This is a genomic window from Streptomyces sp. NPDC058145 (assembly GCF_042884245.1).
Classification (GTDB): Bacteria; Actinomycetota; Actinomycetes; order Streptomycetales; family Streptomycetaceae; genus Streptomyces.
The window spans coordinates 183,449-208,005 of record NZ_JBHVUH010000005.1 but is presented as its reverse complement, the minus strand read 5'-3'; the positions used below and the strand labels follow the sequence as shown (position 1 = coordinate 208,005).

Below are 24,557 nucleotides of genomic sequence, written 5' to 3'. Positions count from 1 at the left end.
TCACATCCGGAAGACGCCGAAGCCGCCGCGCGCGCCCTCGAAGGGGGCGGTGTGGATGGCGGACAGGCACAGGCCGAGAACGGTGCGGGTGTCGCGCGGGTCGATGACGCCGTCGTCGTACAGCCGCCCGGACAGGAACATCGGCAGCGACTCGGACTCGATCTGCTGCTCCACCATGGTGCGCAGGGCGGCGTCCGCGTCGTCGTCGTACGGCCGGCCCTTCGCCGCCGCCGACTGCCGGGCGACGATGGAGAGCACGCCCGCGAGCTGCTGGGGGCCCATGACGGCCGACTTGGCGCTGGGCCAGGCGAACAGGAAGCGCGGGTCGTAGGCGCGGCCGCACATGCCGTAGTGCCCGGCGCCGTACGACGCGCCCATGAGGACGGACAGATGGGGCACGCGGCTGTTGCTGACGGCGTTGATCATCATGGCGCCGTGTTTGATGATGCCGCCCTGCTCGTACTCCCTGCCGACCATGTAGCCCGTGGTGTTGTGCAGGAACAGCAGCGGGATGTCGCGCTGGTTGGCGAGCTGGATGAACTGGGCGGCCTTCTGCGACTCCGCGCTGAACAGCACGCCCTGGGCGTTGGCCAGGATGCCGACCGGGTAGCCGTGCAGCGCGGCCCAGCCGGTCGTCAGGCTCGTCCCGTACAGCGGCTTGAACTCGTCGAAGTCGGAGCCGTCGACGAGCCGGGCGATGACCTCGCGGGGGTCGAAGGGGATCTTCAGGTCGCCGGGAACGATGCCCAGCAGTTCCTCGTTGTCGTATTTGGGTGGTTGTGCGAAGGGGGGATCCGGATGGGCCTTGCGGTGGTTGAGGCGGGCGACGACCCGGCGGGCCTGCCGGAGCGCGTCCCGTTCGTCGACGGCGAAGTGGTCGGCGAGCCCCGACACGCGCGCGTGCATCTCGGCGCCACCGAGGGACTCGTCGTCGCTCTCCTCGCCGGTCGCCATCTTCACCAGCGGCGGACCGCCGAGGAACACCTTGGCGCGTTCCTTGACCATGATCACGTGGTCGGACATGCCGGGGACGTAGGCGCCGCCGGCGGTGGAGTTGCCGAAGACGACGGCGACGGTCGGGATGCCGGCCGCCGAGAGCCTGGTGAGGTCCCGGAAGATGGCGCCTCCGGGGATGAAGATCTCCTTCTGGGACGGCAGGTCGGCGCCGCCGGACTCCACCAGGCTGATGCAGGGCAGCCGGTTGGCGAGCGCGATGTCGTTGGCGCGCAGCGCCTTCCTCAGGCTCCATGGATTGCTGGCGCCGCCGCGCACGGTCGGGTCGTTGGCGGTGATCAGGCACTCCACGCCCTCGACCAGGCCGATGCCGGTGACCAGCGAGGCGCCCACCGTGTAGTCGCTGCCCCAGGCGGCGAGCGGGGACAGTTCGAGGAACGGGGTGTCCGGGTCGAGGAGCAGTTCGATGCGCTCGCGGGCGAGCAGTTTGCCGCGCTTGCGGTGCCGCTCGACGTACTTCTCGCCGCCGCCCGCGAGCGCCTTGGCGTGCTCGGCCTCCAGGTCGGCGAGCTTGGCGAGCATGGCCTCGCGGTTGGCCAGGTAGTCGGGGCCGTCGATGTCGAGGGCGGAGGGCAGGACGGTCACAGCAGGGCCTCCGGGATGTCCAGGTGGCGGGAGCGCAGCCATTCGCCGAGGGCCTTGGCCTGCGGGTCGAAGCGGGCCTGCGCGGCGACGCCGGCGCCGAGGATGCCGGTCACGACGAAGTTGAGGGCGCGCAGGTTGGGCAGCACGTGCCGGGTGACGGGCAGGTTCCGGCTCTCGGGAATCAGCTCCCGGAACCGGTCGGCGGTCAGCTCGTGGACGAGCCACCGCCAGGCCTCGTCCGACCGCGCCCACACCCCCACGTTGGCGTTCCCGCCCTTGTCTCCGCTGCGGGCTCCGGCGACCAGACCGAGGGGCGCCCGGCGGACCGGTCCGGGCGGCGGCGGTTCGGGCAGCGCGGGTTCCGGTACGGCGTCCAGTGCGGCCGTGTCCCCAGCCGGTGCCACAGGGATACGGCGGCCGTCGTTGAGGACGGCCACATGGTCGACGGCACCATGGGGCACGTACACATCCTCGAAGACGCCATAGGGTGCGCCCTTCCCCGGTGGGGCGAGCACATGGAAGCCGGGGTAGCTGGCCAGGGCCAGCTCCACGGCGGCCCCGCTCAGGGCGCGTCCCACGAGCCGCTGATCCGGGTCCCGGACGACCAGGCGCAGCAGGGCGCTCGCCGTCTCCTCGGTGTCCGCGTCGGCGCGGTCGGTGCGCACCAGGTCCCAGCGGACCTCCTGGGGCGGCGACTTGGCGAGCGCGTTCGTGAGCTGCTCGCGCACGAGGGCGGCCTTGGCCTCGATGTCGAGTCCGGTGAGGACGAAGACGACCTCGTTGCGGAAGCCGCCGAGCCGGTTGAGCCCGACCTTGAGCGTCGGCGGCGGCGCCTCCCCGCGCACCCCCTCGATCCGCACCCGGTCCGGCCCGTCCTGGCTCAGCCGTACGGTGTCCAGCCGGGCGGTGACGTCCGGCCCGGCGTACCGGCCGCCGGCCGTCTCGTACAGCAGTTGGGCGGTGACCGTGCCGACGTCGACGAGGCCGCCGGTGCCGGGATGCTTGGTGACGACACTGCTGCCGTCGGCGTGGATCTCGGCGAGCGGGAAGCCGGGACGGCGTACGTCTCCCTCCCCGAAGAACGCGTAGTTGCCGCCGGTGGCCTGCGTCCCGCACTCCAGCACATGCCCGGCGACGACGGCACCGGCGAGCCGGTCGTACTCCCCCGGCTGCCAGCCGAAGTGGGCGGCGGCGGGCCCGGTGACCAGCGCCGCGTCCGTCACCCGCCCGGTGACGACGACGTCCGCGCCCGCCCGCAGGCACTCGGCGATCCCGAAGCCGCCCAGGTAGGCGTGGGCGGCGAGGGTTCCGGGGTGGGCGGCGCCGAGATCGTCCCCCTCGACATGGGCGACCCGCACCGGTATGCCGAGCCGCTCGCTCAACTCCCGGACCCGCTCGGCGAGTCCGGCCGGATTCAGCCCACCCGCGTTGGTGACGATCCGCACTCCGCGCTCGTGGGCGAGGCCGAGGCAGTCCTCCAACTGGCGCAGGAAGGTGCGGGCGTACCCGGCGGAGGGGTCCTTCAGACGGTCGCGGCCGAGGATGAGCATGGTGAGTTCGGCGAGGTAGTCACCGGTGAGCACGTCGACCTCGCCGCCGGTGAGCATCTCGCGCAGCGCGTCGAAGCGGTCGCCGTAGAAGCCGGAGAAGTTGCCGATGCGCAACGCGTTCACCGGGTGCCCTCCTGCGGCGGGCGGCCGGTGCCGGGCGGGCCCGCGAAGGCCTGGGCGATGCCGAGCCAGCGGTCGGCGTCCGGGCCCTCGGCGCGCAGTGCGAGGTCGGTGCGGTGGGCCCGCTGGGTGACGAGCAGGCAGAAGTCCGGCGCGGGCCCGGTGACACGCTGGGAGGCGTCTTCCGGCCCGTACACCCACAGGTCACCGGACGGCGCCCGGAGCTCGACACGGAACTCGTCGGCGGGCGGCGTGAGTCCGTGCACCATGTAGGCGAAGTCGCGGGTCCGCACGCCGAGCCGTGCCACATGCCTGAGCCGGTCGGTGGGTGGGCGGACCACACCGAGGGCGTCGGCGATGTCCAGCCCATGGGCCCAGGTCTCCATGAGGCGGGCGGTGGCCATGGAGGCGGCCGACATGGGTGGCCCGTACCAGGGGAACCGGCTTCCGGCCGGTGCGGCACGCACGGCCCGCTGCAGGGCGTCCCGTCCGGCACGCCACACCGCCAGCAGCTCGGCGCACGGCAGCCGGGCGCCTTCCTCCGCACCCTCGTCCACGAACGAGTCGGGGGCCGCCAGCGCCTTCTCGACCAGCGCCTGGAAGGCCCCTGCGTCGGTGACGGCCAGCAGGGCCGAGCGGTCGGTCCAGGCGAGGTGCGCGATCTGGTGAGCGACGGTCCAGCCGGGTGCGGGAGTGGGCCGGGCCCACTGCTCCGGACTCAAGTCCGCGACCAACAGGTCGAGTTCGTCGCTTTCGGCACACAGGTCGTCGATGACGGGCGTCGGGTCGGCCATGAGGGGGAGCATGGCAGCGGGCCCAGAAACAATCAAGCATGCTTGCATTAATTTCCGCGGGACGCGTGCCCGCCGAAAAGGCCGCGCGGCGCCCGGTGCTCTCCCCATACCGTCGGGACATGGTCGATGAGGACGGGTACTTCGGGGAGTCTGTCGCGGCTTCGTACGACGAGTCGGTGGCGGAGATGTTCGAGGACGGGGTCGTGGGACCCGCGGTCGGGGTGCTCGCGGAGCTGGCCGGTGACGGGCGGGCGCTGGAACTCGGGGTCGGGACCGGGCGCGTCGCGCTGCCGCTCGCGCGGCGCGGGGTCGAGGTGCACGGCGTCGACCTGTCCCGGGCGATGGTGGACCGGCTGCGGGCCAAGCCGGGCGGTGACGCGGTCGGGGTCACGGTCGGGGACTTCGCGACGACGAAGGTGGACGGCACCTTCCGGGTCGCCTACCTGGTCTTCAACACGATCATGAACCTCACCTCCCAGGACGCCCAGGTGGACTGCTTCCGCAACGCGGCCGACCATCTGGAGCCCGGCGGCCGCTTCGTCATCGAGGTCGGGGTGCCGGACCTGCGCCGGCTGCCGCCCGGACAGAGCGCGGTGCCGTTCCGCGTGAACGAGGGACGGCTGGGCTTCGATCTGTACGACGTGGCGACGCAGTCCGTCAGCTCGCACCATGTGCGGGTCGCGGACGGCCGGGCGACCTACTTCTCGATTCCGTTCCGCTACGTGTGGCCCGCGGAGCTGGACCTGATGGCCCGCCTCGCGGGGCTGCGGCCGCACTCGCGGTGGGACGGCTGGACGCGGGAGCCCTTCACGAGTGACAGCCGGCAGCATGTGTCGGTGTGGGAGAAGCCGGCCGGCTGAACTCCGGGCGCACGGGCCGCGCGACGGTCAGGCCTCGGGGGCCGGGGCCGGGACCTTGCCGCGCCCGATCTGGGACCGCACCGCACCGATGGTCGCCGCGATCACCAGGGCGATGGCGGCGGCCTCCGTGGCGGAGAGCGCCTGGCCCAGCACCAGGAAGCCCGCCGTGGCCGCGATGGCCGGCTCCAGGCTCATGAGGATGGCGAAGGTGTGGGCGGGCAGGCGGCGCAGCGCCAGGAGTTCGAGGGTGTAGGGCAGTACCGAGGAGAGCAGCGCCACCGCCGAGCCGAGGGCGACGGTGGTGGGGTTCAGCAGGCGACTACCGGCCTCGGCGATGCCGAGGGGGAGGAAGAGCAGGGCGGCCACCGCCATCGCCAGCGCCAGGCCGTCCGCCTGCGGGAAACGGCGGCCCGTGCGGGCGCTGAAGATTATGTAGGCCGCCCACATCGCGCCGGCGCCCAGAGCGAAAGCGACACCTGTGGGGTCCAGGTCGCTGAAGCCTCCGCCGCCCAGGAGGAAGACCCCCGCCAGGGCGAGGGCCGCCCACAGCGCGTTGATCGCCCGGCGGGACGCCAGTACGGACAGGGCCAGCGGTCCGAGGACCTCCAGGGTGACCGCGGGGCCCAGCGGGATGCGGGCGACCGCCTCGTAGAAGAGGCCGTTCATCGCGCCCATGGCGATACCGAAGACGATCACGGTGCCCCAGTCGGTGCGCGAGTGACCGCGCAGCCGGGGCCGGCAGACCACCAGCAGCACCACGGCAGCCGCGAGGAGCCGCAGGGTGACGACACCGAGCGCGCCGGCCCTCGGCATCAGGGTCACCGCGAGCGCTCCGCCGAACTGCACCGAGATCCCGCCGGCCAGCACCAGACCGACCGGCCCGAGCGAGCCGAACGAACCGGACCGACGCGGTGCGCCCTCGGGGGATGCCGGCGCATGCTGCGTCGAGGGGACGGTGTGGCTGGAGGTGCTCACGGGCGGTCCTGGGGCTGGCTGGGATCAGATCATGTTCATCTTGGTATACTACCAAGTCCAGGGTAATGGACTTGGTCAGGAGTGTGAAGCCGCTATGAGGCTGTCCCGGATGCTGGGACGCCGCGTGCGCGGGACCCGACGGCGGGACACGCGGATGAGCCGCCTCGCCTTCCCATCGTGCTCCGACCGGCCGGAAAGCGCCTGTGCGTGCAGCCGGCTCCTACGACTGGACCGTGACCGTGGATCGAGGACCGCCACACGGCCGTGTTCCGTCTCCGCCGTCACTTCGCGGCTCCCGTCCCGGCGTCCAGCGCGTCCGCCAGCACCTCCGCCAGATGCCGCCCCCGCACCCCGGCCAGCTGCTCCAGCTGGGTCCGGCACGAGAAGCCGTCCGCCAGGATCACCGTCCCCTCTGCGGCCGCCCGCATCGACGGCAGGAGCTGTTCCTCCGCACAGGCCCGGGAGACCTCGAAGTGGCCCTTCTCGAAGCCGAAGTTGCCCGCGAGGCCGCAGCAGCCGCCGCTCAGCTCGCCGGTCAGGCCCGCGGACTCGCGCAGCGCGCGGTCGGCGCCGTCACCGAGGACCGCGTGCTGATGACAGTGGGTCTGCCCGGCGACGGGGCGGCCGACGGCGGGCGGGGTCCAGTCGGGGGCGTGCCGCCGCAGCGTCTCGGCGAAGGTGAGGACCGCCGACGACAGCCGGGCTGCGCGCGGGTCGTCGGGCAGCAGTTCCGGCAGGTCGGCGCGGAGGGCCGCGGCGCAGCTCGGTTCCAGGACGACGACGGGAGTGCCCCTGCTCAGCACCGGTTCCATCAGGTCCAGGGTGCGGCGCAGCACCGTGCGCGCCCGGTCGAGCTGGCCGGTGGAGACGTAGGTCAGGCCGCAGCAGACCCCGCCGCCGGCCGGCCGGGACGGTGGCAGCACCACCCTGAGCCCGGCGGCCTCCAGCACCCGCACGGCCGCCTGTCCGACCGAGGGCGAGAGATGCTCGGTGAAGGTGTCGGGCCAGAGCACGACCAGGTCCCCCGTACTCCGCCGCTCGCGCCGCCGCCACCAGCGGCTGAACGTCCGCGGCGCCAGCCTGGGGATGTCCCGCTCCGGGGCGATTCCGGCCAGCCGCTTGCCGATCCGGGCCGGCAGGCGCAGCGAGGCGAGCCGGTTGAGCAGCCGCGCGGTGCCGGTCAGGGCCGCCCAGCGCAGCCACACCGGCAGCCGGCCCATGGTGTAGTGGGCGGCCGGTCGGCGCCGGCCCCGGTAGTGGTGGTGCAGGAACTCCGCCTTGTAGGTGGCCATGTCGACGCCGACCGGGCAGTCCGAGCGGCAGCCCTTGCAGGACAGGCACAGGTCCAGCGCGTCCCGGACCTCGGTGGAGCGCCAGCCGTCCGTGACCAGTTCGCCCGCGAGCATCTCGTGCAGCAGCCGGGCCCGGCCCCGGGTGGAGTGCTCCTCCTCGCCCGTCGCCCGGAACGAGGGGCACATCACGGCGGGCCCGGACGCCGTGGTCGTACGGCACTTGGCGACGCCGACGCAGCGGCGGACGGCGGCCCGGAAGTCGCCGCCGTCGGCCGGATAGCCGAAGGCGACGTCCACCGGGCGGCGGGGCAGCACGGAGAAGCGGAGGTTCGTGTCCAGCGGGGCCGGGCGGACCAGCATCCCGGGGTTGAGCAGGTCGTCGGGGTCCCAGACCGCCTTGGCCCGCTCGAAGAGCCGCACCATCTCCTCGCCGTACATCCGCGGCAGCAGCTCCGCGCGGGCCTGGCCGTCGCCGTGCTCCCCGGACAGGGAGCCGCCGTGGGCCACCACCAGGTCGGCGAGTTCGCCGGAGAAGCGCCGGAAGCGGCTTACGCCCGCCTCGGTGAGCAGGTCGAAGTCGATACGGACGTGGATGCAGCCGTCACCGAAGTGGCCGTACGGAGTGCCGCGCAGGCCGTGGGAGGACAGCAGGGCCCGGAAGTCCCGGAGATAGGCGCCGAGCCGGTCCGGCGGCACCGCGCAGTCCTCCCAGCCGGGCCAGGCCTCCCCCCCTCCCCCAGACTTCGTCCGGGAGGTGCCCCCAGGCATCCGGGTCGCCGTACCGCTCGCGTCCTCGCGGACGCGCCACAGGGCCCGCTGCGCCGCCGGGTCGGTGACCACGAGGGAGTCGACGACGTCCGCCGCGCGGACGATCGCCTCAGCCCGCGCGCGTGCCTCGGCCGCCGTCCCGCCGCCGGTCTCCACGAACAACCATGCGTCCCCCCTGGGCAGCCCGGCCGGCGAGGGCACCAGGTCGGCCGCCATGCCCTCCACGGTCAGCGGCCCGAACGGGAGCAGTCCCGCCGCGGCCTCGGCGGCCGCGCTCTCGTCGCCGTACCCCAGCACCGCCAGCGCACGCGCGCGCGGAACCTCCACCAGCCGTACGGCCGCCTCCGTCAGGATGCCGAGGGTGCCCTCGGAGCCGCAGAAGGAGCGGGCGACATCGGCGCCCTTCTCGGGCAGCAGGGCGTCGAGCGCGTACCCGGAGATACGGCGGGGCAGCTCGGGGAAGCCGGTGCGCAGCCGGCCCAGCTCGCCCGCCACCAGTTCGCGCAGCCCCTCCGGCGCCCCGGCCCAGTCCCGCCCGAGCCGCAGCCGCTGCCCGCGCGCGGTGATGACGGACAGCTCCCGCACACTGTCCGCCGTGGTGCCCCAGGCGACGGAGTGGGAGCCGCACGAGTTGTTGCCGATCATCCCGCCGAGCGTGCACCGGCTGTGCGTGGCGGGGTCGGGGCCGAACCGCAGTCCGTGCGGAGCGGCGGCCTCCTGGAGGCGGTCGAGGACGAGCCCCGGCTGGACCACGGCCGTGCGCGTGCCCGGGTCCAGCTCCAGCAGCCCGTTCATGTGCCGGGTGAAGTCCAGCACCACGCCCGTGCCGGTCGCCTGCCCCGCGATCGAGGTGCCCCCGCCGCGCGCCACCACCGGGACCCCGCGTGCCCGGCACACCTCCAGCACGGCCGCGACGTCGGCGGCGTCCCGCGGGGCCACCACCCCCGCCGGCACGCGCCGGTAGTTGGACGCGTCCATCGTCACGAGCGCCCGGGAGGTGATGTCGAAGCCGACCTCGCCCCGGACGGCCCCGCGAAGCTCCGCCGCAAGACCCGAGAGATCCGTCATGGGTCCAGGATGCATGCGATCACTTACAGTCACCGAAACTTTTCCACAGCCGCACCCGTTTCGTCGTACAACCGCACAAGTCCATGACCCGGCGGACTCGTCTCATCGGACGGACACGGTTTCCGTGCCGTTTCGCGCAGCGGATACCCTCCGAAGCGTGGCCGACATCCAGATCCCCGCTGACATCAAGCCCGCCGACGGACGCTTCGGCGCTGGCCCCTCCAAGGTGCGGACCGAGGCGCTGGACGCCCTCGCCGCCACTGGCACGTCCCTCCTGGGTACCTCCCACCGCCAGGCGCCCGTGAAGAACCTGGTCGGCAAGGTCCGTGAGGGCATCTCCGAGCTGTTCTCCCTCCCCGAGGGCTACGAGGTGGTCCTCGGCAACGGCGGCTCCACCGCCTTCTGGGACATCGCCACCCACGGACTGATCGAGAACAAGTCCCAGCACCTCAACTTCGGTGAGTTCTCCTCGAAGTTCGCCAAGGCCGCCAAGCTCGCCCCCTGGCTGGCCGACCCCACCGTCGTCGCCGCCGACCCCGGCACCCACCCCGAGGCGCACGCGGAGGCGGGTGTCGACGTCTACGCGTTCACCCACAACGAGACCTCCACCGGTGTCGCCATGCCGATCAAGCGCGTGGCCGGCGCCGACGAGGGCGCGCTCGTCCTGGTGGACGCCACCTCCGGCGCGGGCGGTCTCCCGGTCGACGTCGCCGAGACGGACGTCTACTACTTCGCCCCGCAGAAGTCCTTCGCCTCCGACGGCGGCCTGTGGATCGGCGTCTTCTCCCCGGCCGCCATCGAGCGCGCCGAGCGCGTCCACGCCTCCGGCCGGCACGTCCCGGAGTTCTTCAGCCTGCCGACGGCGATCGACAACTCCCGCAAGAACCAGACGTACAACACCCCGGCCCTCGCCACCCTCTTCCTGCTGAACGAGCAGCTCGAGTGGATCAACGGCCAGGGCGGCCTGGACTGGTCCACGGCCCGCACCAAGGACTCCTCGACCCGCCTGTACGGCTGGGCGGAGGAGTCCAAGTACGCCACCCCGTTCGTCACCGACCCGGCCAAGCGCTCGCAGGTCATCGGCACCATCGACTTCTCCGACGAGATTGACGCGGCCGCCGTCGCCAAGGTGCTGCGCGCCAACGGCATCGTGGACACCGAGCCGTACCGCAAGCTCGGCCGCAACCAGCTTCGGATCGCGATGTTCCCGGCGATCGACCCGGCGGACGTCGAGGCGCTGACGAAGTGCGTGGACTACGTGATCGAGAAGCTCTGACCCTCCGGGTACGAGCGGGAGGGCGCCCGGCGGCTGTCGCACCGGGCGCCCTTTTCTCATGCCGTCGTACCGGCCGCTCTCATGCCGCCGTACGGGCCGGATCGTTCACGTCGCCGTGCAGGTCAGCGACGGCACCGCCCCGCCACCGGGCGCGCCGCCGAAGCCGAAGCTCGTGGAACCGGCCGCCGGCACACTGCCGTTGTGAGCGGCGTTCACAGCCGTGACACCGGTCGCGCTCTGCGTGTACGTGGCGTTCCACATGGACGTGATCTGCTGTGAACCGCTCCACGTCCACGTCACCTTCCAGGACTTGAGGGCGGCGGTCCCGGTGTTCGTCACCGTCACCTGGGCGTTGAAGCCGCTCCCCCAGTCGCTGCTGACGGCGTAGGAGGCGCCGCAGGCGGCGGAATCGCCGCCACCGCCACCGTCTCCACCGCTCCCGCCCCCGGTGCCCGGGAACAACGGCGCCTTCACGCTCGCCAGATACCCGTCCTTCACCGTGTCCACGGTCGACCAGTCGTCCTTGAGGATGCCGCCCGTGTCACCGGAGTTGGGGTTCCACGACCAGAAGGTCCACTGGAACGCGTCCGCGCCGTACGTCGACGTCGGCCGCAGGTAACTCACCAGCGCGGCCAGCCACTTCTGGTCCACGGCCGACTGCAGGGTGGTGCCGAACTCGCCCACCCACACCGGCGCGATGTTCTGCTTGAAGATGTAGCCCCAGTACTTGTCCCAGACCCCGGGCATGTTGGCGGGGAAGGACGGATCGTTGAACCAGCTCTGCTGGGCCACGCTGGTGGCGTAGTCGTGGGCGGAGTACACGACGCGGTTCGCCACGTCGAGGCGGACCGGGTACTGAGCGACGCCCATCAGGTTGCCGCCCCACCAGCCGGACACGCCGTTGTACGTCTGCACGCCCTCGACGAAGACCAGCAGATCGGGGTTGACGGAGAGCACCGCGTCGCCGCCCCGCTCGGCCGCGAGCCGCCAGTCGGTGGCCTGGTCGCCGCAGCCCCAGCAGGCGGGGTCGTGCGGCTCGTTGTGCAGGTCGATGCCGATGACCGTGTCCTGACCCTTGTAACGGGCCGCCAGCGCCTTCAGGTTGGCGATCCAGGTCGACTCGGGCACGGACGCGGTGTACCAGAGGGCCGACTGGCCGCCGGAGTCGGGCCGGTGGCGGTCGAGGATGACCTTCAGGCCGTCCTGGCCGGCGTAGGACACGATCCGGTCCATGACCTGGAGCGAGGTGAGGCCCTGCAGATCGGCGTTCTTGCCGCCGGAGAAGTCGACGCTCTCGGGCATCGTGCCGGACTTGAGGACGTCGTCGCTGTAGGGCAGCCGGATGGTGTTGTAGCCCAGCGACCTCATCTGGTCGATCATGCTCTTGTAGTCGCGCGACCAGAGGCCGTGCACCACGTGGTTGCCGGTCTCGAACCCGAACCAGTTGATCCCCGCGATGCGCACCGGCTGTCCGGCCGTGTCCAGGATCTGCCGGCCGCTGGTGTGCCAGTAGCCGGCTCCGGGGGCGGCGGCCGCGTGCGCCTGGTGTGCGCCCGCCAGGGGCAGCAGGAGCGCGGCGGCGGCAGCACACAGCGCTCTTCGCAAGCTGCGGAACATGGGCCTCGGTTCCTCTCGGGAGGCGCGGCCCCGGAACAGATGGGAGCGCTCCCATGTACCGCGCACCTCCAGGAAACTGGGACGCCATGACCACGTCAAGATGGCCGGCGGTCGGACTCCGCCGCGGGGGCGGCGCTCAGCCGCGCCGGCGCAGCAGCCGCAGCCCGAGGAGGACGGCCGCGCCCACGGCGACGACGGCGGCCCCGACCTTGAGGCGCCCGGCGCTGCCACCGGCCCCGTCGGACGCCGAACCACCGTTTCCGGCAGGGGACTTCGCGGAGTGGTCCCCCGGCGCGTCCTGCGCCTGGACCGAGCTGCCGGCACCCTCGCTGCCGTACATCAGCCTGGTCCCGTCGGTGGAGTACGTCAGGGACTCGCCCTGCCCCTGCAGGGGCACGTCGAGCCGGCCCGCGCGCTTGATCCGCCCGCCGTTCCAGTCGTAGTAGATGCCGCCGAAGTACCCGCGCACCGCCAGTTGCCGGCCGTCCGGGGAGAAGGCGGCGTCGGTGGCCCACAGGTCGACCGCGGCGACGGGCCGGAAGATGTTCGCCCCGGAGGTGGAGAGCGTCGAGGGTCCCTCGAACAGGTGCCCGCCGTCCTCCTTCTTGTCGATGATGTACACGCGCCCCGTCTCCGGGTGGACGAGCAGCGACTCGGCGTCGCGCGGCCCGTCGGAGTACTTGACCACGTACTGCTTGGCCGTGACCGTCTGGTCTTTCAGCACCTTCGGCTCGGGCAGCCGGTAGATCCAGACGTACGGCCATCTGCCGTCGAAGTTGTCCCCGATGTCGCCGACGTAGATCTCGTTGTGCGGGCCGATGGAGATGGACTCCACATCGCGCGGGGAGCCGATACCGCGCAGGGTCACCGTCGCGACGGTGTTGCCGGTCGCGCTGTCCACGGCGTAGATGTACGGCCCGTCGTCGCTGTCGTTGTGCGTCCAGTAGATGCCGGGGTGCAGCCGGGAGGCGGCCAGGCCGCTGGACTCGGTGATCCTCGGGTCCTTGATGGTGAATCCCTGATCACCGTCGGCGGCGGAGGCGGGCAGCGCGCAGGCACCCGCGAGCAGGGCCCCGGCAAGCAGGGCGAACGGTCGACGCATGCCCCAAGCCTGCCATTCGCTCCATGGGTCCGGTGGACGTGTCGGGCCTCACATCCCACCGGCCGCGGTGATCGTCCATCATGAGCGAGTGCTCAGGTTCATGCCCGTGGGGGACTCGATGACGATCGGGAGCGCGGGCGAACACACGTGGCGTTACCGTCTGTGGCAGCATCTGCGGGATTCGCACGGCGGCCCGTTCACCCTCGTGGGCCCGCGCGAGGAGCTGTACGACAAGGTGGCCGAGGCGCCGGTGTCGTACGCGTACGCGGAGCCGGAGTTCCCCCGGGCCCATCTGGCCGGCTGGGGCGAGGGCTGGCTGCACATGGCGCCGCTGATAGGCGGGGCGGTGCAAAAGCACCGGGCCGACGTGCTGCTGGTCTCCCTGGGCCTGATCGACCTCGGCTTCTACACCAACGCCGAGCAGACGGCGGAGAACGTACGGGCGTTCGTCGCGGGCGCCCGGGAGACCCGGCCGGGTATTCGCATGGTGATGCTGCCGGTGATCCCTAACATCCGCGCCCAGGCGGACGAGGTCTTCGCGACCCAGGTCGATCGGTTCAACGTGCTGCTCGCCAAGACGGTGGCCGACCTGGACGAGCCCCGCTCCCCACTGCTGCTGGCCTCGCCGCCCAAGGCGTACGACGTCCACGCGGACACCTACGACGGGACGCACCCCAACGCGAGCGGCGAGCACCGGATCGCGGAGGCCTTCGCCGGTGCGATGTGGGAGGCCTGGGGAATCGGACAGGCGTACGCGACTGGAACAGGTTGACCTGATTCCGTCGTTTCCCCGTCACCGTGCGTATCGTTGAACCGCGCGGCTGCACCTGTCCATGGGGCAGCCGGGGAGGAGCGCCACGATGACCGTCCTCGAAGACAGGATCGCGATGGCCGACGCCGACGCAAACACCCAGCGTTTGGACGACTGGTTCGAGCGCCTCGAGCGGATGCCCGTCCCCGAAGGATTTAGGGTCGAGATCGTCGGGGGCAACGTCTTCATGACGCCGCAGCGGGACACTCATTGGCTGATCATTCGCGCGTTCCTCTGGGCTCTCGAGGACAGGTTCGGGAGGGAGGTCAAGGTGTTCTCGGACGTCCGGATCGACTTCCCGGGCCACGAGAACGGCTTCTGCCCGGACATCGCCCTGCTCAAGGACTCGGCGAAGAAGGACGACACGGGCCACTGGCGTCACCAGGACGTCGAGTTCGTCGCCGAGGTCATCTCAACGGGCACCGCCGCCAACGACTACGGCCCCAAGAGGACCGCGTACGCGGTCGCAGAGGTCCCCGTCTTCGTCATCGCCGATCCCTACCAGGGGCGTTGCCTCGTATTCACCGACCCCAAGGACGGCGACTACGCCGAGCCCAGGAAAATGGACTTCGGCACCGACATCGACCTGACCGGCACGGTGGTCGACCTCGTCCTGAAGACGGACGCCTTCCCCCGCGACTGAAGGCCCCGGCCGGCCGGCTCCCCTTGCTTCGAGCGCACTCCAAGCCGTTGGCTAGGACACCATGAAGTACACGCAGCTAGGACGCACGGGACTCAAGGTCAGCCGACTCGTCCTCGGCACCATGAACTTCGGCCCGCAGACCGACGAGGCTGACAGCCACGCGATCATGGACGCGGCGCTGGACGCGGGCATCAACTTCTTCGACACGGCCAACGTCTACGGCTGGGGCGAGAACAAGGGCCGTACGGAATTGATCATCGGCAACTGGTTCGCCAAGGGCGGCGAGCGCCGGGACAAGGTCGTTCTCGCCACCAAGGTGTACGGCAACATGGGCGCCGAGGGCGCCGCCTGGCCCAACCACGACAAGCTCTCCGCGGTCAACATCCGGCGCGCCGTGGACGCCAGCCTGAAGCGGCTGCGGACCGATTACATCGACCTCTACCAGTTCCACCACGTCGACCGGAACACTCCCTTCGAGGAGATCTGGCAGGCGATCGACGTGCTGGTCCAGCAGGGCAAGATCCTCTACGCCGGCTCCTCCAACTTCCCGGGCTACAAGATCGCCCAGGCCAACGAGATCGCCGCCCGGCGGGGCGGCACCATCGGGCTCGTCAGCGAGCAGTGCCTGTACAACCTCGCCGAGCGCCGCGCCGAGATGGAGGTCATCCCGGCCGCGCAGGAGTACGGCCTCGGGGTCATCCCCTGGTCGCCGCTGCACGGCGGTCTGCTGGGCGGAGTCATCAAGAAGGAGGTGCAGGGCGGGCGCCGCGCCTCCGGGCGGGCCGCCGACACCCTCGCCGACCCCACCGCCCGCGCACAGATCCAGTCCTACGAGGACCTGCTCGACAAGCACGGCCTGGAGCCCGGCGAGGCCGCCCTGGCCTGGCTGCTGAGCCGGCCCGGCGTCACCGGCCCGATCGTCGGACCGCGCACCGCCGAGCAGCTCGAGTCGGCGATCAGGGCCGTGGAGCTGGAGCTGAGCGAGGAACTGCTGACCGGCCTCGACGAGGTCTTCCCGGGCCCGGGGCCGTCCCCGGAGGCCTTCGCCTGGTGAGCCACGCCACCACCGATCGCTCAGGGCCTGGCCGGCGGACCATGCCGGAATCACGGGGCGTGGCACGCCCCGCTCACCAGCACTGACAGGACACCGTCACCTGGAACCGGCCCGATCCGCCGGACAGCCCCTCCGCGGCCGCGCCCGGGCGTCACCTGCCGAGCGCGGCCGCCAGGGCGACGACGGCGAACATCAGCACGAGCGCGACGGCCATGATCTGGTTACGGGTCTTCGGGTCCACGTATCGAGGTTAACCGGCCGCGCCGAGTGCCCAGCGGGCGACCGGCTCGTAGCGGGGCTGCTCGCCGGGCACGCCGGACTTCGGCAGGTGGCTGCGCACGAGGACCAGATCGTCCACCGTCCAGGTACGGCTGCCGAAGTCGTGCAGTGCCGTCACGTACGGGCGTACGTCCACCGTCGACCGGCTGCGGGCCACCGTCAGGTGCGCCTGGTAGCGGCGGTGCTCCCCCATCTCGATGCCGCTCCTGCGCGCCGCCGCCTCCGCGCGTCCGGCCAGCAGTCCCAGGGCGCGCAGATCGCCGTCAGCGCCCGTCCAAAGCGCCTTACCGCGCCCGAACTGGCCTCCGCCGCTCAGCGCCAGCGGAAAGGCCGGCGTACGGCCCGCCGCGCGCTCCAGACGGTCCCGCAGCTCCGGTACCAGCTCCTCGTCGACCTCGCCGTAGAAGGCGAGCGTGAAGTGCCAGCCGGGACGCCCGGTCCAGCGCAGCCCGTCGGCACCGGGCAGCTTCCGCAGCGCGGCCACCTCCCGGGCGAGCGCGTCGGCGACGTCGTCCGGGGGCAGCAGGGCGGCGAAGAGTCTCATGCCGCCAGTCTCCCGCGCACGCCCCGGCGTGTCCGGATGACCGTGCGTATCGTTGTACCGCGCGGCTGCGTTCGCTCGTGAGGCAGCCGGGGAGGAGCGCCACGATGACCGTCCTCGAAGACAGGATCGCGATGGCCGAGAGCGACAACACGATCACGCTCGACGAGATGTTCGAGCGGCTCGAGAAGATGCCCGTCCCCGAGGGATACAAGGTCGAGATCGTCGAGGGGACCGTCTTCATGTCGCCGCAGCGGGACAGCCACTGGGAGATCATCCTGGACATCGTCGAGCAGTTGCGTGCCAAGTACCCGCGCAAGCGCGTGAAGTCCGATGTGCGCATCGACTACCCGGGTCACCTCAACGGGTTCGCGACCGACGTCACGGTGATGACGGAGGGCGCCGCGAGGACCGAGGACGGCCGCTGGCACTGCGGTGACGTCGAGTTCGTCGCCGAGGTCATCTCCCGGGGCACCGCCGCCAACGACTACGGGCCCAAGAAGGCCGCCTACGCCGAGGCCGAGGTTCCCGTCTACGTCATCGCCGACCCCTACCGGGGTGAGTGCCGTGTCCTCACCCACCCCAGGGGCGGTAAGTACGCTCGCGAAGTGAAGGCGGACTTCGGGGAGGAGCTGGACCTCACGGACACCCCCCTCGGCCTCGTCCTCAAGACCGACGAGTTCCCCCGCGACTGAGTCCCGCTCCTCCCGGGCGTCAGGCCGCCGGTGCCAGCTGCTCCCGTGGCACGAACCGCACCTGCGGGTGGCCGCGGTGCCAGACCACCGACAGGCGCAGCCCGCCGATGCGGGCCAGGATCAGGCCGATCGTGGCGGCGGCCACGGCCGAGATCACACCGCCGAGGGCGAAGCCGACCCGGGCGCCGTAGGTGTCCGTGATCCAGCCGACGACCGGTGCGCCCAGCGGCGTACCGCCCATGAAGACCATCATGAACAGGGCCATCACCCGCCCGCGCATGGCCGGATCGGTGGCCATCTGGACCGCCGTGTTCGCGGTGACGTTGACCGTCAGACCGAAGACCCCGATCGGGACCATGAGCAGCGCGAACAGCCAGTAGGACGGGGCCAGCGCGGCCAGCGTCTCCAGCGTGCCGAAGGCCAGCGCGGCGGCGATCAGCAGCCGCAGCCGGGCCGTGCCGCGGCGGGCGGCCAGCAGGGCGCCGCCGAGGGAGCCGACGGCCATCAGGGTGTTGAAGAGGCTGTAGGCGCCGGCGCCGGAGTGGAAGACGTCGTCGGCGTAGGCCGACAGCCACACCGGGAAGTTGAAGCCGAAGGTGCCGATGAAGCCGACGAGGACGATCGGCCAGATGAGCTCCGGGCGCCCGGCGACGTAGCGCAGGCCCTCCCGCAGTTGGCCCTTGCCGCGCGGCGCGCGCTCGACGACGTGCAGCTCGCGGGAGCGCATCAGCAGCAGACCGGCGATGGGCGCGGCGAAGGACAGGCCGTTGGCGAGGAACGCCCAGCCGGTGCCGACACCGGTGATCATGAGGCCGGCGACGGCGGGTCCGACCAGCCGGGCGGACTGGAAGTTGGCGGAGTTCAGACTGACCGCGTTCTGGAGCTGGCCGGGGCCGACCATCTCGGAGACGAAGGACTGCCGGGCGGGGTTGTCGACCACCGTGGCGAGTCCGACGGCGAAGGCGGCGACGTAGACGTGCCAGACCTGGACGTGACCGGAGAGGGTCAGGAAGGCGAGCGCGAGGCCGGTCATGGCCATGGCCGCCTGGGTGACCAGGAGGGTGGGCCGCTTGGGCAGCCGGTCGACCAGGACGCCGCCGTACAGGCCGAACAGCAGCATGGGCAGGAACTGCAGGGCCGTGGTGATGCCGACGGCAGCGGAGGAACCGGTGAGGCTGAGCACCAGCCAGTCCTGGGCGATGCGCTGCATCCAGGTGCCCGTGTTGGAGACGACCTGGCCGGCGAAGAACAGGCGGTAGTTCCGGACCCTCAGCGAGCTGAACATCGAGGTCCTGCGGGCGGTGGGGGTAGTAGTGATCGGTGCGGGGGCGGAAGCTGCTCCGGATCCCGTACTCAAACGAGTTCGCCTCCTTGCGGTGACTGCTATGGCTGCTTCACGGACGCGCGAGCTACAGATGCGCGAGCTTCTCCAGCACCGGGGCGGCGGCGCGGAGTTTGGCCCACTCGTCCTCGTCGAGGGCGTCGACCAGGCCGGCCAGGAACGCGTTGCGCTTGCGGCGGCTCTCCTCGAGCATCGCCTCGGCCTGCTCGGTCCTGGTGACGACCTTCTGGCGACGGTCCTCGGGGTGCGGCTCGAGCCGGACCAGCCCCTTGGCCTCCAGCAGCGCGACGATGCGGGTCATCGACGGCGGCTGCACGTGTTCCTTGCGGGCGAGTTCGCCCGGGGTGGCGGTGCCACAACGGGAAAGGGTGCCCAGCACCGACATCTCGGTGGGGCTCAGCGACTCGTCGACCCGTTGGTGCTTGAGCCGACGGGACAGCCGCATCACGGCGGAGCGCAGGGAGTTCACGGCGGCGGCGTCGTCGCCATGGTTGAGGTCCGGCATGTTCATTAGCGTAACTCATTACCCTCGCTAAGGACCACCGGGGAGGGGGCCGGCTGCCCGTGACGCCCGCCACTCGGCCTATTGATCACCCGTAAGAGTGAGACGAATGCGGAAAGTGACGCATGGGACGGCCGGATGTGGCGACCCTCATACGCATGGGGACCACTGTGCTCAGCCTGCGGATAGACGGGGAGCTGCTCGAACGGCTCCGGCATCACGCGGCGAGAAGAGGAATGAGCGTGCAGGACTATGTGGTCCGCACGCTCATTCGGGACGACTTCGACGAACGGTTCCAGACCGCCGTCGAGGAGACGGAGAAGTTCTACGGCGTCACCTGACGCCCGCGCCTCAGCTGAGACCCAGGGCCGGCATCAGGTAGTAGAAGGCGAACACCGCGGCGACGACGTACATCGCGACCGGGACCTCGCGGGCCCGCCCGGCGGCCAGGCGCAGCACCACGAAGGTGATGAAGCCCATGCCGATGCCGTTGGTGATCGAGTAGGTGAACGGCATCATCATCATGGTCACGAAGGCCGGGATGGCGATGGTGTAGTCCGCCCAGTCGATCTCCTTGACGGAGTTCGAGAGGATCAGGAAGCCCACCGCGACCAGGGCCGGCGTGGCCGCCTGGGACGGGACCATGGTGGCGACCGGAGTGAGGAAGAGGGCCACCGCGAAGAGGGCGCCCGTGACGACGTTCGCGAAACCCGTGCGCGCGCCCTCGCCGACACCCGCCGTGGACTCCACGAACGCGGTGGTGGCCGAGGAGGAGCTGGCGCCGCCCGCCGCGACCGCGATGCCGTCGACGAAGAGGACCTTGTTGATGCCCGGCATGTAGCCCTGGGCGTCGGTCAGCTTGGCCTCGTCGCCGATGCCCATGATCGTGCCCATCGCGTCGAAGAAGCACGACAGCAGGACCGTGAAGACGAAGAGGACGCCGGTCAGCACGCCGACCTTGGAGAAGCCGCCGAAGAGGCTGAACTGGCCGACCAGGCCGAAGTCGGGCGTGGCCACCGGGTTGCCGGGCCACTTCGGGACCGTCAGGCCCCAGGCGGAGACATGGGCGACCGAGTTGATGATCAGCGCGAGGACGGTCATCCCGACGATGGAGATCAGGATCGCGCCCGGCACCTTGCGGACGATCAGCGCGAAGGTGAGCAGCGCGCCCAGGACGAAGATCAGCACCGGCCAGCCGTTGAGGTGGCCGCCGACGCCGAGCTGCAGCGGGACGGTGGTCTGCGCGGCGTCCGGCATACGGGTGACGAAGCCGGAGTCGACCAGGCCGATCAGCATGATGAACAGGCCGATACCGATCGCGATCGCCTTGCGCAGACCGAACGGCACGGCGTTCATCACGCGCTCGCGCAGGCCGGTCGCGACCAGCAGCATGACCACGAAGCCGGCCAGCACGACCATGCCCATGGCGTCCGGCCAGGACATCCGGGGGGCGAGCTGGAGCGCGACGACGGAGTTCACACCGAGGCCGGCGGCGAGCGCGATCGGCACGTTGCCGATGACGCCCATCAGCAGCGTGGTGAACGCGGCCGTCAGCGCGGTCGCGGTCACCAGCTGGCCGTTGTCCAGGTGGTGCCCGTACATGTCCTTCGCGCTGCCGAGGATGATCGGGTTCAGCACGATGATGTACGCCATCGCGAAGAAGGTGGCGAGACCACCCCGGATCTCGCGGCCGAGCGTGCTGCCGCGCTCGGAGATCCGGAAGTAGCGGTCGAGAGCGCCGTAGGCGGGCGTGCCGCCCGGCTGCTCGGGGGCGGGGACCTTGGCAGGTGCCGAGGTGGACATGAGGACCTCATCACCAGCGGGGTTCCCCCGAGCCCCGTTGGAGTTTCATACGAACAGAAGCGGCCAAAGACAAACGGTTTCAGTATGAACGTATGAGCGGTAAATCGCCATCTCCGCGCGTAGACCTGACCGCCTCGTAAGCTGTCCCCCATGACGAAGTGGACCCCGAAGCACGAGGCGCCGGAGCCCCTGGAGGGGCCCGTGGTCGCCACCATCACCGGCGGCACGATCGTGTGGTTCGTCCTCTTCCTGGTCCAGCTCCCCTTCTACGGCTGGTTCGACGCCCACGGCCACCTGTGGTGGGTGTGGACCTGTCTGGCCGGCGGCGGTCTTGGCCTGATCGGCATCTGGTACGTCCGCAGGCGGGACGCGGCGATCAAGCGGGACGCGGCGCTGAAGGCGGCCACCACCGGCAGGTAGCGGCCGGCCTCTCCAACCAGCGCAGGACGTCCCTCCTCCCCAGGTCGGATCTTCCCCCCACTCGGCAGGTGAAGCCGCAAATCCGCACGTACCGTCGAATGCATGACGCACATCGACGCGGGGGCCGAACTCGACCCGGTGCACCCAGTGGCTCTGCCAGTGGCCCGGTCGGCCGGCCTGACCCGGGCCGAGGTCGCCGAGCGCGTCGCACGGGGACAGGTCAACGACGTCCCGGTACGCAGCAGCCGCTCCCTGGGCGAGATCGTCCGCGCGAACGTCTTCACCCGGTTCAACGCGATCATCGGTGTGCTGTGGCTGCTCATGCTGTTCGTCGCGCCGATCCAGGACAGCCTCTTCGGCTTCGTGATCCTCGCCAACACCGGTATCGGGATCGTGCAGGAGTGGCGGGCCAAGCAGACCCTGGACTCGCTCGCCGTGATCGGCGAGGCCCGGCCCACCGTCCGGCGCGACGGGGCCGCCGTCGAAGTGGCCACGAACGAGATCGTCCTCGACGACCTCGTGGAGACGGGCCCCGGCGACAAGATCGTCGTGGACGGGGTGTGCGCGGAGGCCGACGGCCTCGAGATCGACGAGTCGCTGCTCACCGGTGAGGCCGACCCCGTGCTCAAACGACCCGGCGACCAGGTCATGTCCGGCAGCTTCGTCGTGGCCGGCGGTGGCGCGTTCCGGGCGACCAAGGTGGGCCGGGAGGCGTATGCCGCACAGCTCGCCGCGGAGGCGTCCCGGTTCACCCTCGTCCACTCCGAGCTGCGCTCCGGCATCTCCACGATCCTGAAGTACGTGACCTGGATGATGGTCCCGGCAGCGATCGGCCTGGTCATCACCCAGTTGGTGGTGAAGAACGACAACCTCAAGGACGCGGTCGCCCGCACGGTCGGCGGCATCGTCCCGATGGTCCCGGAGGGGCTGGTGCTGCTCACCTCCGTGGCCTTCGCCATCGGGGTCATCCGGCTCGGGCGCAAGGAGTGCCTGGTGCAGGAGCTGCCCGCCATCGAGGGCCTGGCCCGCGTGGACACCGTCTGCCTGGACAAGACCGGCACGCTGACCGAGGGCGGCATGGACGTCACCGAGCTGCGGGCGCTGAACGGGGCCGACGTGCCGTATGTGCGCAAGGTGCTCGGCGCCCTCGGCGAGTCCGACCCGCACCCCAACGCCTCCCTCCAGGCGATCATCGACGCCTATCCGGACAGCGAGGAGTGGCGCTGCGTCGAGTCGCTGCCCTTCTCCTCCGCCCGCAAGTACAGCGGCGCCGCGTTCAGCGAGGGCGACGGCGAGGCCAGCACCTGGCTGCTGGGAGCCCCCGACGTACTGCTCACCCGGGACGACCCCGCCCTGTCCGAGACGGAGCGCCTGAACGAACAGGGGCTGCGGGTCCTGCTGCTGGCCCGTGCCAGCCGCGACCTGGACGACCCCGAGCCGGCCCACGACGCCCGCCCGACCGCGCTGGTCGTGCTGGAGCAGCGGCTGCGCCCCGATGCCGGCGACACCCTGCGCTACTTCGCCGACCAGCGGGTCCACGCGAAGGTCATCTCCGGTGACAACGCGGTGTCCGTCGGCGCGGTCGCGGCCAAGCTGGGACTGTCCGGTACGGCGGTGGACGCGCGCCGGCTGCCGGCCGACCCGCAGGGCATGGCGACGGCACTGGACGAGGGGACCGTGTTCGGCCGGGTCACCCCGCAGCAGAAGCGGGACATGGTCGGCGCGCTTCAGTCGGGCGGGCACACGGTCGCGATGACCGGGGACGGCGTGAACGACGTGCTGGCCCTGAAGGACGCGGACATCGGCGTCTCCATGGGCTCGGGCTCGGAGGCGACCCGGGCGGTGGCGCAGATCGTGCTGCTGAACAACAGCTTCGCCACGCTGCCCTCGGTGGTCGCCGAGGGCCGCCGGGTGATCGGCAACATCACGCGCGTGGCGACGCTGTTCCTGGTCAAGACGGTGTACTCGGTGCTGCTGGCGCTGCTGGTGGTGTGCTGGCAGGTGGAGTACCCGTTCCTGCCGCGTCACCTGACCCTGCTGTCCACCCTCACCATCGGCGTCCCGGCCTTCTTCCTGGCCCTGGCCCCCAACCAGGAGCGGGCCCACCCCCACTTCGTCCGCAGGGTCATGCGGTACGCGGTGCCCGGCGGGGTGCTGGCGGGAGCGGCGACCTTCGCGACGTACCTGCTGGCCCGGCACTACTACACCGGCCCGGGCTCCCTGGAGGCGGAGACAAGCGCGGCCACCCTGACGCTGTTCCTGATCTCCATGTGGGTCCTGGCGATCATCGCCCGCCCGTACACCTGGTGGCGGATCGCCCTGGTGGCCGCGATGGGTGCGGCCTTCCTGCTGGTCCTCGTCGTACCGGCCCTGCAGGACTTCTTCGCCCTCAAACTGGTGGGCGTCACCATGCCGTGGACGGCGGTGGCCATCGCGGCGGTGGCGGCGGCCGCCCTGGAACTCCTGTGGAAATGGGTCGGCCGCCGCTTTCCGGCCTGAGGCTTACTTCACGTCGACGTAGTCACCCGCGGCGGTGACCGCCGGGGTGGTCGAGGTGCCCGCGAAGCTGAAGCGCCAGTAGCCGTCGTAGGAGGCCGTGGTGGTGGTCTTCAGGTTGCCCACCGAGTCGGAGTAGACCGTCTTGACGGTGGTGTACGTACTCGTGCCGGCCTTGCGGAACTGGAGCTTGACCGGCTGGTTGGTGTACCCGTGGTACAGGTGGTCCTCCCAGTTGGCGCGGGAGAGCTTGCCCGTGACCGTGAGGGACTTGCCCTTGTAGACCGGCTCCGGTGAGGCGTCGACGGTGAGCTTGGAGTAGCGCTGCACCAGGGTGGTGCCGAGGCCGTCCTGGTCCTTGTAACCGACCTTGCTCATGTCCGGGTTGTTCGGGTCCTGGCCGTTGAAGGCGATGGCCTCGGCGGCCACGGTCCAGGTGCCGGCGCCCGCGTTCGTCAGGTCGCCGTCGGCCGGGTGGATGTCGATCGTGCCGGTGCAGGTGGCGGTGGTCGCCGAGGTGGCGGTGCAGGTCGCCCCGTTGTCGCCGTACAGCTCGGCGCTCGGGTCGTCGAAAGAGCCGCGGTAGAGGAACGCGTCGGTGTAGAAGTCCTCCGCGGTGATGTCGACGTCGGCGCCGTGGGTCAGCGTGTAGGTGTACTTGGTGCTGACCTCGTTGGTGGTGCCGACCTTGATCGCTTTGGCGATCGTGACGCTGGAGAAGCCGGCGTCGAGGGTGTACGGCGTGCCGCTCGACGTGGCCGCGTGCGCGGCCGGAACGACGAGGGCGGAGAGGGCCAGGGCGCCGGAGACGGCGGCCACGGTGGCACGTATACGCATGTGCGTTCCCTTGGAGGGAGAAGTGATCGGAGTCGGTCGACTCACGCGATCAGATCCGCGACACAGGGCGCTGGTTGTAGGGCGAGAGCGTCTTCCGGCCAGATTTTGGGCTC

21 protein-coding genes are annotated in these 24,557 nt (G+C 71.0%); 9 read left to right on the top strand and 12 right to left on the bottom strand.

Annotated features, from left to right (window positions below):
• The 3 genes from ACFVVO_RS13430 to ACFVVO_RS13420 are packed head-to-tail and all read right to left on the bottom strand — an operon-like array spanning nucleotide 1 to nucleotide 4,063.
• A complete protein-coding gene (locus tag ACFVVO_RS13430) occupies nucleotides 1-1,599 on the bottom strand; it encodes an acyl-CoA carboxylase subunit beta (RefSeq protein ID WP_390054469.1) in 1,599 nt (532 codons plus the stop codon).
• Complete coding sequence (locus ACFVVO_RS13425) at nucleotides 1,596-3,272, bottom strand: acyclic terpene utilization AtuA family protein (RefSeq protein WP_390054467.1); 1,677 nt, start codon at nucleotides 3,270-3,272, stop codon at nucleotides 1,596-1,598. Before ACFVVO_RS13425 ends, ACFVVO_RS13430 begins: the two co-directional genes overlap by 4 nt.
• On the bottom strand, nucleotides 3,269-4,063 hold the full coding sequence (locus ACFVVO_RS13420) for a TIGR03084 family metal-binding protein (protein ID WP_390054465.1): 795 nt from the start codon (nucleotides 4,061-4,063) through the stop codon (nucleotides 3,269-3,271). Before ACFVVO_RS13420 ends, ACFVVO_RS13425 begins: the two co-directional genes overlap by 4 nt.
• A gap of 119 nt (nucleotides 4,064-4,182) precedes the next feature.
• On the opposite strand from ACFVVO_RS13420, the gene ACFVVO_RS13415 reads away from it, so the two are divergent.
• Complete coding sequence (locus ACFVVO_RS13415; protein WP_390054464.1) at nucleotides 4,183-4,923, top strand: class I SAM-dependent DNA methyltransferase; 741 nt, start codon at nucleotides 4,183-4,185, stop codon at nucleotides 4,921-4,923.
• Nucleotides 4,924-4,950: 27 nt separating this feature from the next.
• Here ACFVVO_RS13415 and ACFVVO_RS13410 read toward each other — a convergent pair whose 3' ends face one another.
• Both ACFVVO_RS13410 and ACFVVO_RS13405 read right to left on the bottom strand, forming a co-directional pair.
• Entirely contained in the window at nucleotides 4,951-5,898 is a 948-nt protein-coding gene (locus ACFVVO_RS13410; protein WP_390054462.1) for a DMT family transporter, read from the bottom strand.
• A 281-nt stretch (nucleotides 5,899-6,179) separates the two neighbouring features.
• Nucleotides 6,180-9,026: an FAD-binding and (Fe-S)-binding domain-containing protein gene (locus ACFVVO_RS13405; protein ID WP_390054461.1), complete on the bottom strand. Its 2,847-nt coding sequence runs from the start codon at nucleotides 9,024-9,026 to the stop codon at nucleotides 6,180-6,182.
• Nucleotides 9,027-9,183: 157 nt separating this feature from the next.
• On the opposite strand from ACFVVO_RS13405, the gene serC reads away from it, so the two are divergent.
• Entirely contained in the window at nucleotides 9,184-10,302 is a 1,119-nt protein-coding gene (gene serC / locus ACFVVO_RS13400) for a phosphoserine transaminase (RefSeq protein WP_390054459.1), read from the top strand.
• A 105-nt stretch (nucleotides 10,303-10,407) separates the two neighbouring features.
• Here serC and ACFVVO_RS13395 read toward each other — a convergent pair whose 3' ends face one another.
• Together ACFVVO_RS13395 and ACFVVO_RS13390 are read right to left on the bottom strand one after the other, a co-directional pair.
• Nucleotides 10,408-11,919: a cellulase family glycosylhydrolase gene (locus ACFVVO_RS13395; protein WP_390054458.1), complete on the bottom strand. Its 1,512-nt coding sequence runs from the start codon at nucleotides 11,917-11,919 to the stop codon at nucleotides 10,408-10,410.
• Between the two features lie 136 nt (nucleotides 11,920-12,055).
• On the bottom strand, nucleotides 12,056-13,021 hold the full coding sequence (locus ACFVVO_RS13390; protein ID WP_390054456.1) for a WD40 repeat domain-containing protein: 966 nt from the start codon (nucleotides 13,019-13,021) through the stop codon (nucleotides 12,056-12,058).
• An 88-nt stretch (nucleotides 13,022-13,109) separates the two neighbouring features.
• On the opposite strand from ACFVVO_RS13390, the gene ACFVVO_RS13385 reads away from it, so the two are divergent.
• From ACFVVO_RS13385 to ACFVVO_RS13375, 3 genes are all read left to right on the top strand, one after another.
• A complete protein-coding gene (locus ACFVVO_RS13385; protein ID WP_390054454.1) occupies nucleotides 13,110-13,793 on the top strand; it encodes a GDSL-type esterase/lipase family protein in 684 nt (227 codons plus the stop codon).
• Between the two features lie 88 nt (nucleotides 13,794-13,881).
• Nucleotides 13,882-14,475: a Uma2 family endonuclease gene (locus ACFVVO_RS13380; RefSeq protein ID WP_390054452.1), complete on the top strand. Its 594-nt coding sequence runs from the start codon at nucleotides 13,882-13,884 to the stop codon at nucleotides 14,473-14,475.
• A 61-nt stretch (nucleotides 14,476-14,536) separates the two neighbouring features.
• The gene (locus ACFVVO_RS13375) at nucleotides 14,537-15,529 is read left to right on the top strand and encodes an aldo/keto reductase (RefSeq protein ID WP_390054450.1); all 993 of its coding nucleotides are present in this window, start codon (nucleotides 14,537-14,539) and stop codon (nucleotides 15,527-15,529) included.
• 250 nt (nucleotides 15,530-15,779) lie between these two features.
• On the opposite strand, the gene thpR is transcribed toward ACFVVO_RS13375, so the two are convergent.
• The gene (gene thpR, locus ACFVVO_RS13370) at nucleotides 15,780-16,352 is read right to left on the bottom strand and encodes an RNA 2',3'-cyclic phosphodiesterase (protein WP_390054448.1); all 573 of its coding nucleotides are present in this window, start codon (nucleotides 16,350-16,352) and stop codon (nucleotides 15,780-15,782) included.
• Between the two features lie 104 nt (nucleotides 16,353-16,456).
• Here thpR and ACFVVO_RS13365 point away from each other — a divergent pair, with 104 nt between their 5' ends.
• Nucleotides 16,457-17,044, top strand: coding sequence for a Uma2 family endonuclease (locus ACFVVO_RS13365; protein WP_390054446.1), 588 nt, complete (start codon nucleotides 16,457-16,459; stop codon nucleotides 17,042-17,044).
• 19 nt (nucleotides 17,045-17,063) lie between these two features.
• Here ACFVVO_RS13365 and ACFVVO_RS13360 read toward each other — a convergent pair whose 3' ends face one another.
• Entirely contained in the window at nucleotides 17,064-18,401 is a 1,338-nt protein-coding gene (locus ACFVVO_RS13360) for an MFS transporter (protein WP_390054444.1), read from the bottom strand.
• Nucleotides 18,402-18,453: 52 nt separating this feature from the next.
• The gene (locus ACFVVO_RS13355) at nucleotides 18,454-18,891 is read right to left on the bottom strand and encodes a MarR family transcriptional regulator (protein WP_359548596.1); all 438 of its coding nucleotides are present in this window, start codon (nucleotides 18,889-18,891) and stop codon (nucleotides 18,454-18,456) included.
• A gap of 155 nt (nucleotides 18,892-19,046) precedes the next feature.
• On the opposite strand from ACFVVO_RS13355, the gene ACFVVO_RS13350 reads away from it, so the two are divergent.
• Nucleotides 19,047-19,229: a ribbon-helix-helix protein, CopG family gene (locus ACFVVO_RS13350; protein WP_199210976.1), complete on the top strand. Its 183-nt coding sequence runs from the start codon at nucleotides 19,047-19,049 to the stop codon at nucleotides 19,227-19,229.
• 10 nt (nucleotides 19,230-19,239) lie between these two features.
• On the opposite strand, the gene ACFVVO_RS13345 is transcribed toward ACFVVO_RS13350, so the two are convergent.
• Nucleotides 19,240-20,691 (bottom strand): NCS2 family permease, encoded by a 1,452-nt coding sequence (locus tag ACFVVO_RS13345; protein WP_390054442.1) that lies wholly within the window; start codon nucleotides 20,689-20,691, stop codon nucleotides 19,240-19,242.
• A 150-nt stretch (nucleotides 20,692-20,841) separates the two neighbouring features.
• Here ACFVVO_RS13345 and ACFVVO_RS13340 point away from each other — a divergent pair, with 150 nt between their 5' ends.
• Together ACFVVO_RS13340 and ACFVVO_RS13335 are read left to right on the top strand one after the other, a co-directional pair.
• Nucleotides 20,842-21,111 carry a DUF2530 domain-containing protein gene (locus ACFVVO_RS13340; protein ID WP_390054440.1) on the top strand — a complete coding sequence of 90 codons (270 nt, stop codon included), beginning with the start codon at nucleotides 20,842-20,844 and terminating at the stop codon, nucleotides 21,109-21,111.
• A gap of 102 nt (nucleotides 21,112-21,213) precedes the next feature.
• The gene (locus ACFVVO_RS13335) at nucleotides 21,214-23,610 is read left to right on the top strand and encodes an HAD-IC family P-type ATPase (protein ID WP_390054438.1); all 2,397 of its coding nucleotides are present in this window, start codon (nucleotides 21,214-21,216) and stop codon (nucleotides 23,608-23,610) included.
• 3 nt (nucleotides 23,611-23,613) lie between these two features.
• Here ACFVVO_RS13335 and ACFVVO_RS13330 read toward each other — a convergent pair whose 3' ends face one another.
• Entirely contained in the window at nucleotides 23,614-24,444 is an 831-nt protein-coding gene (locus ACFVVO_RS13330; RefSeq protein ID WP_390054434.1) for a hypothetical protein, read from the bottom strand.
• Between the last annotated feature and the right edge of the window lie 113 nt (nucleotides 24,445-24,557).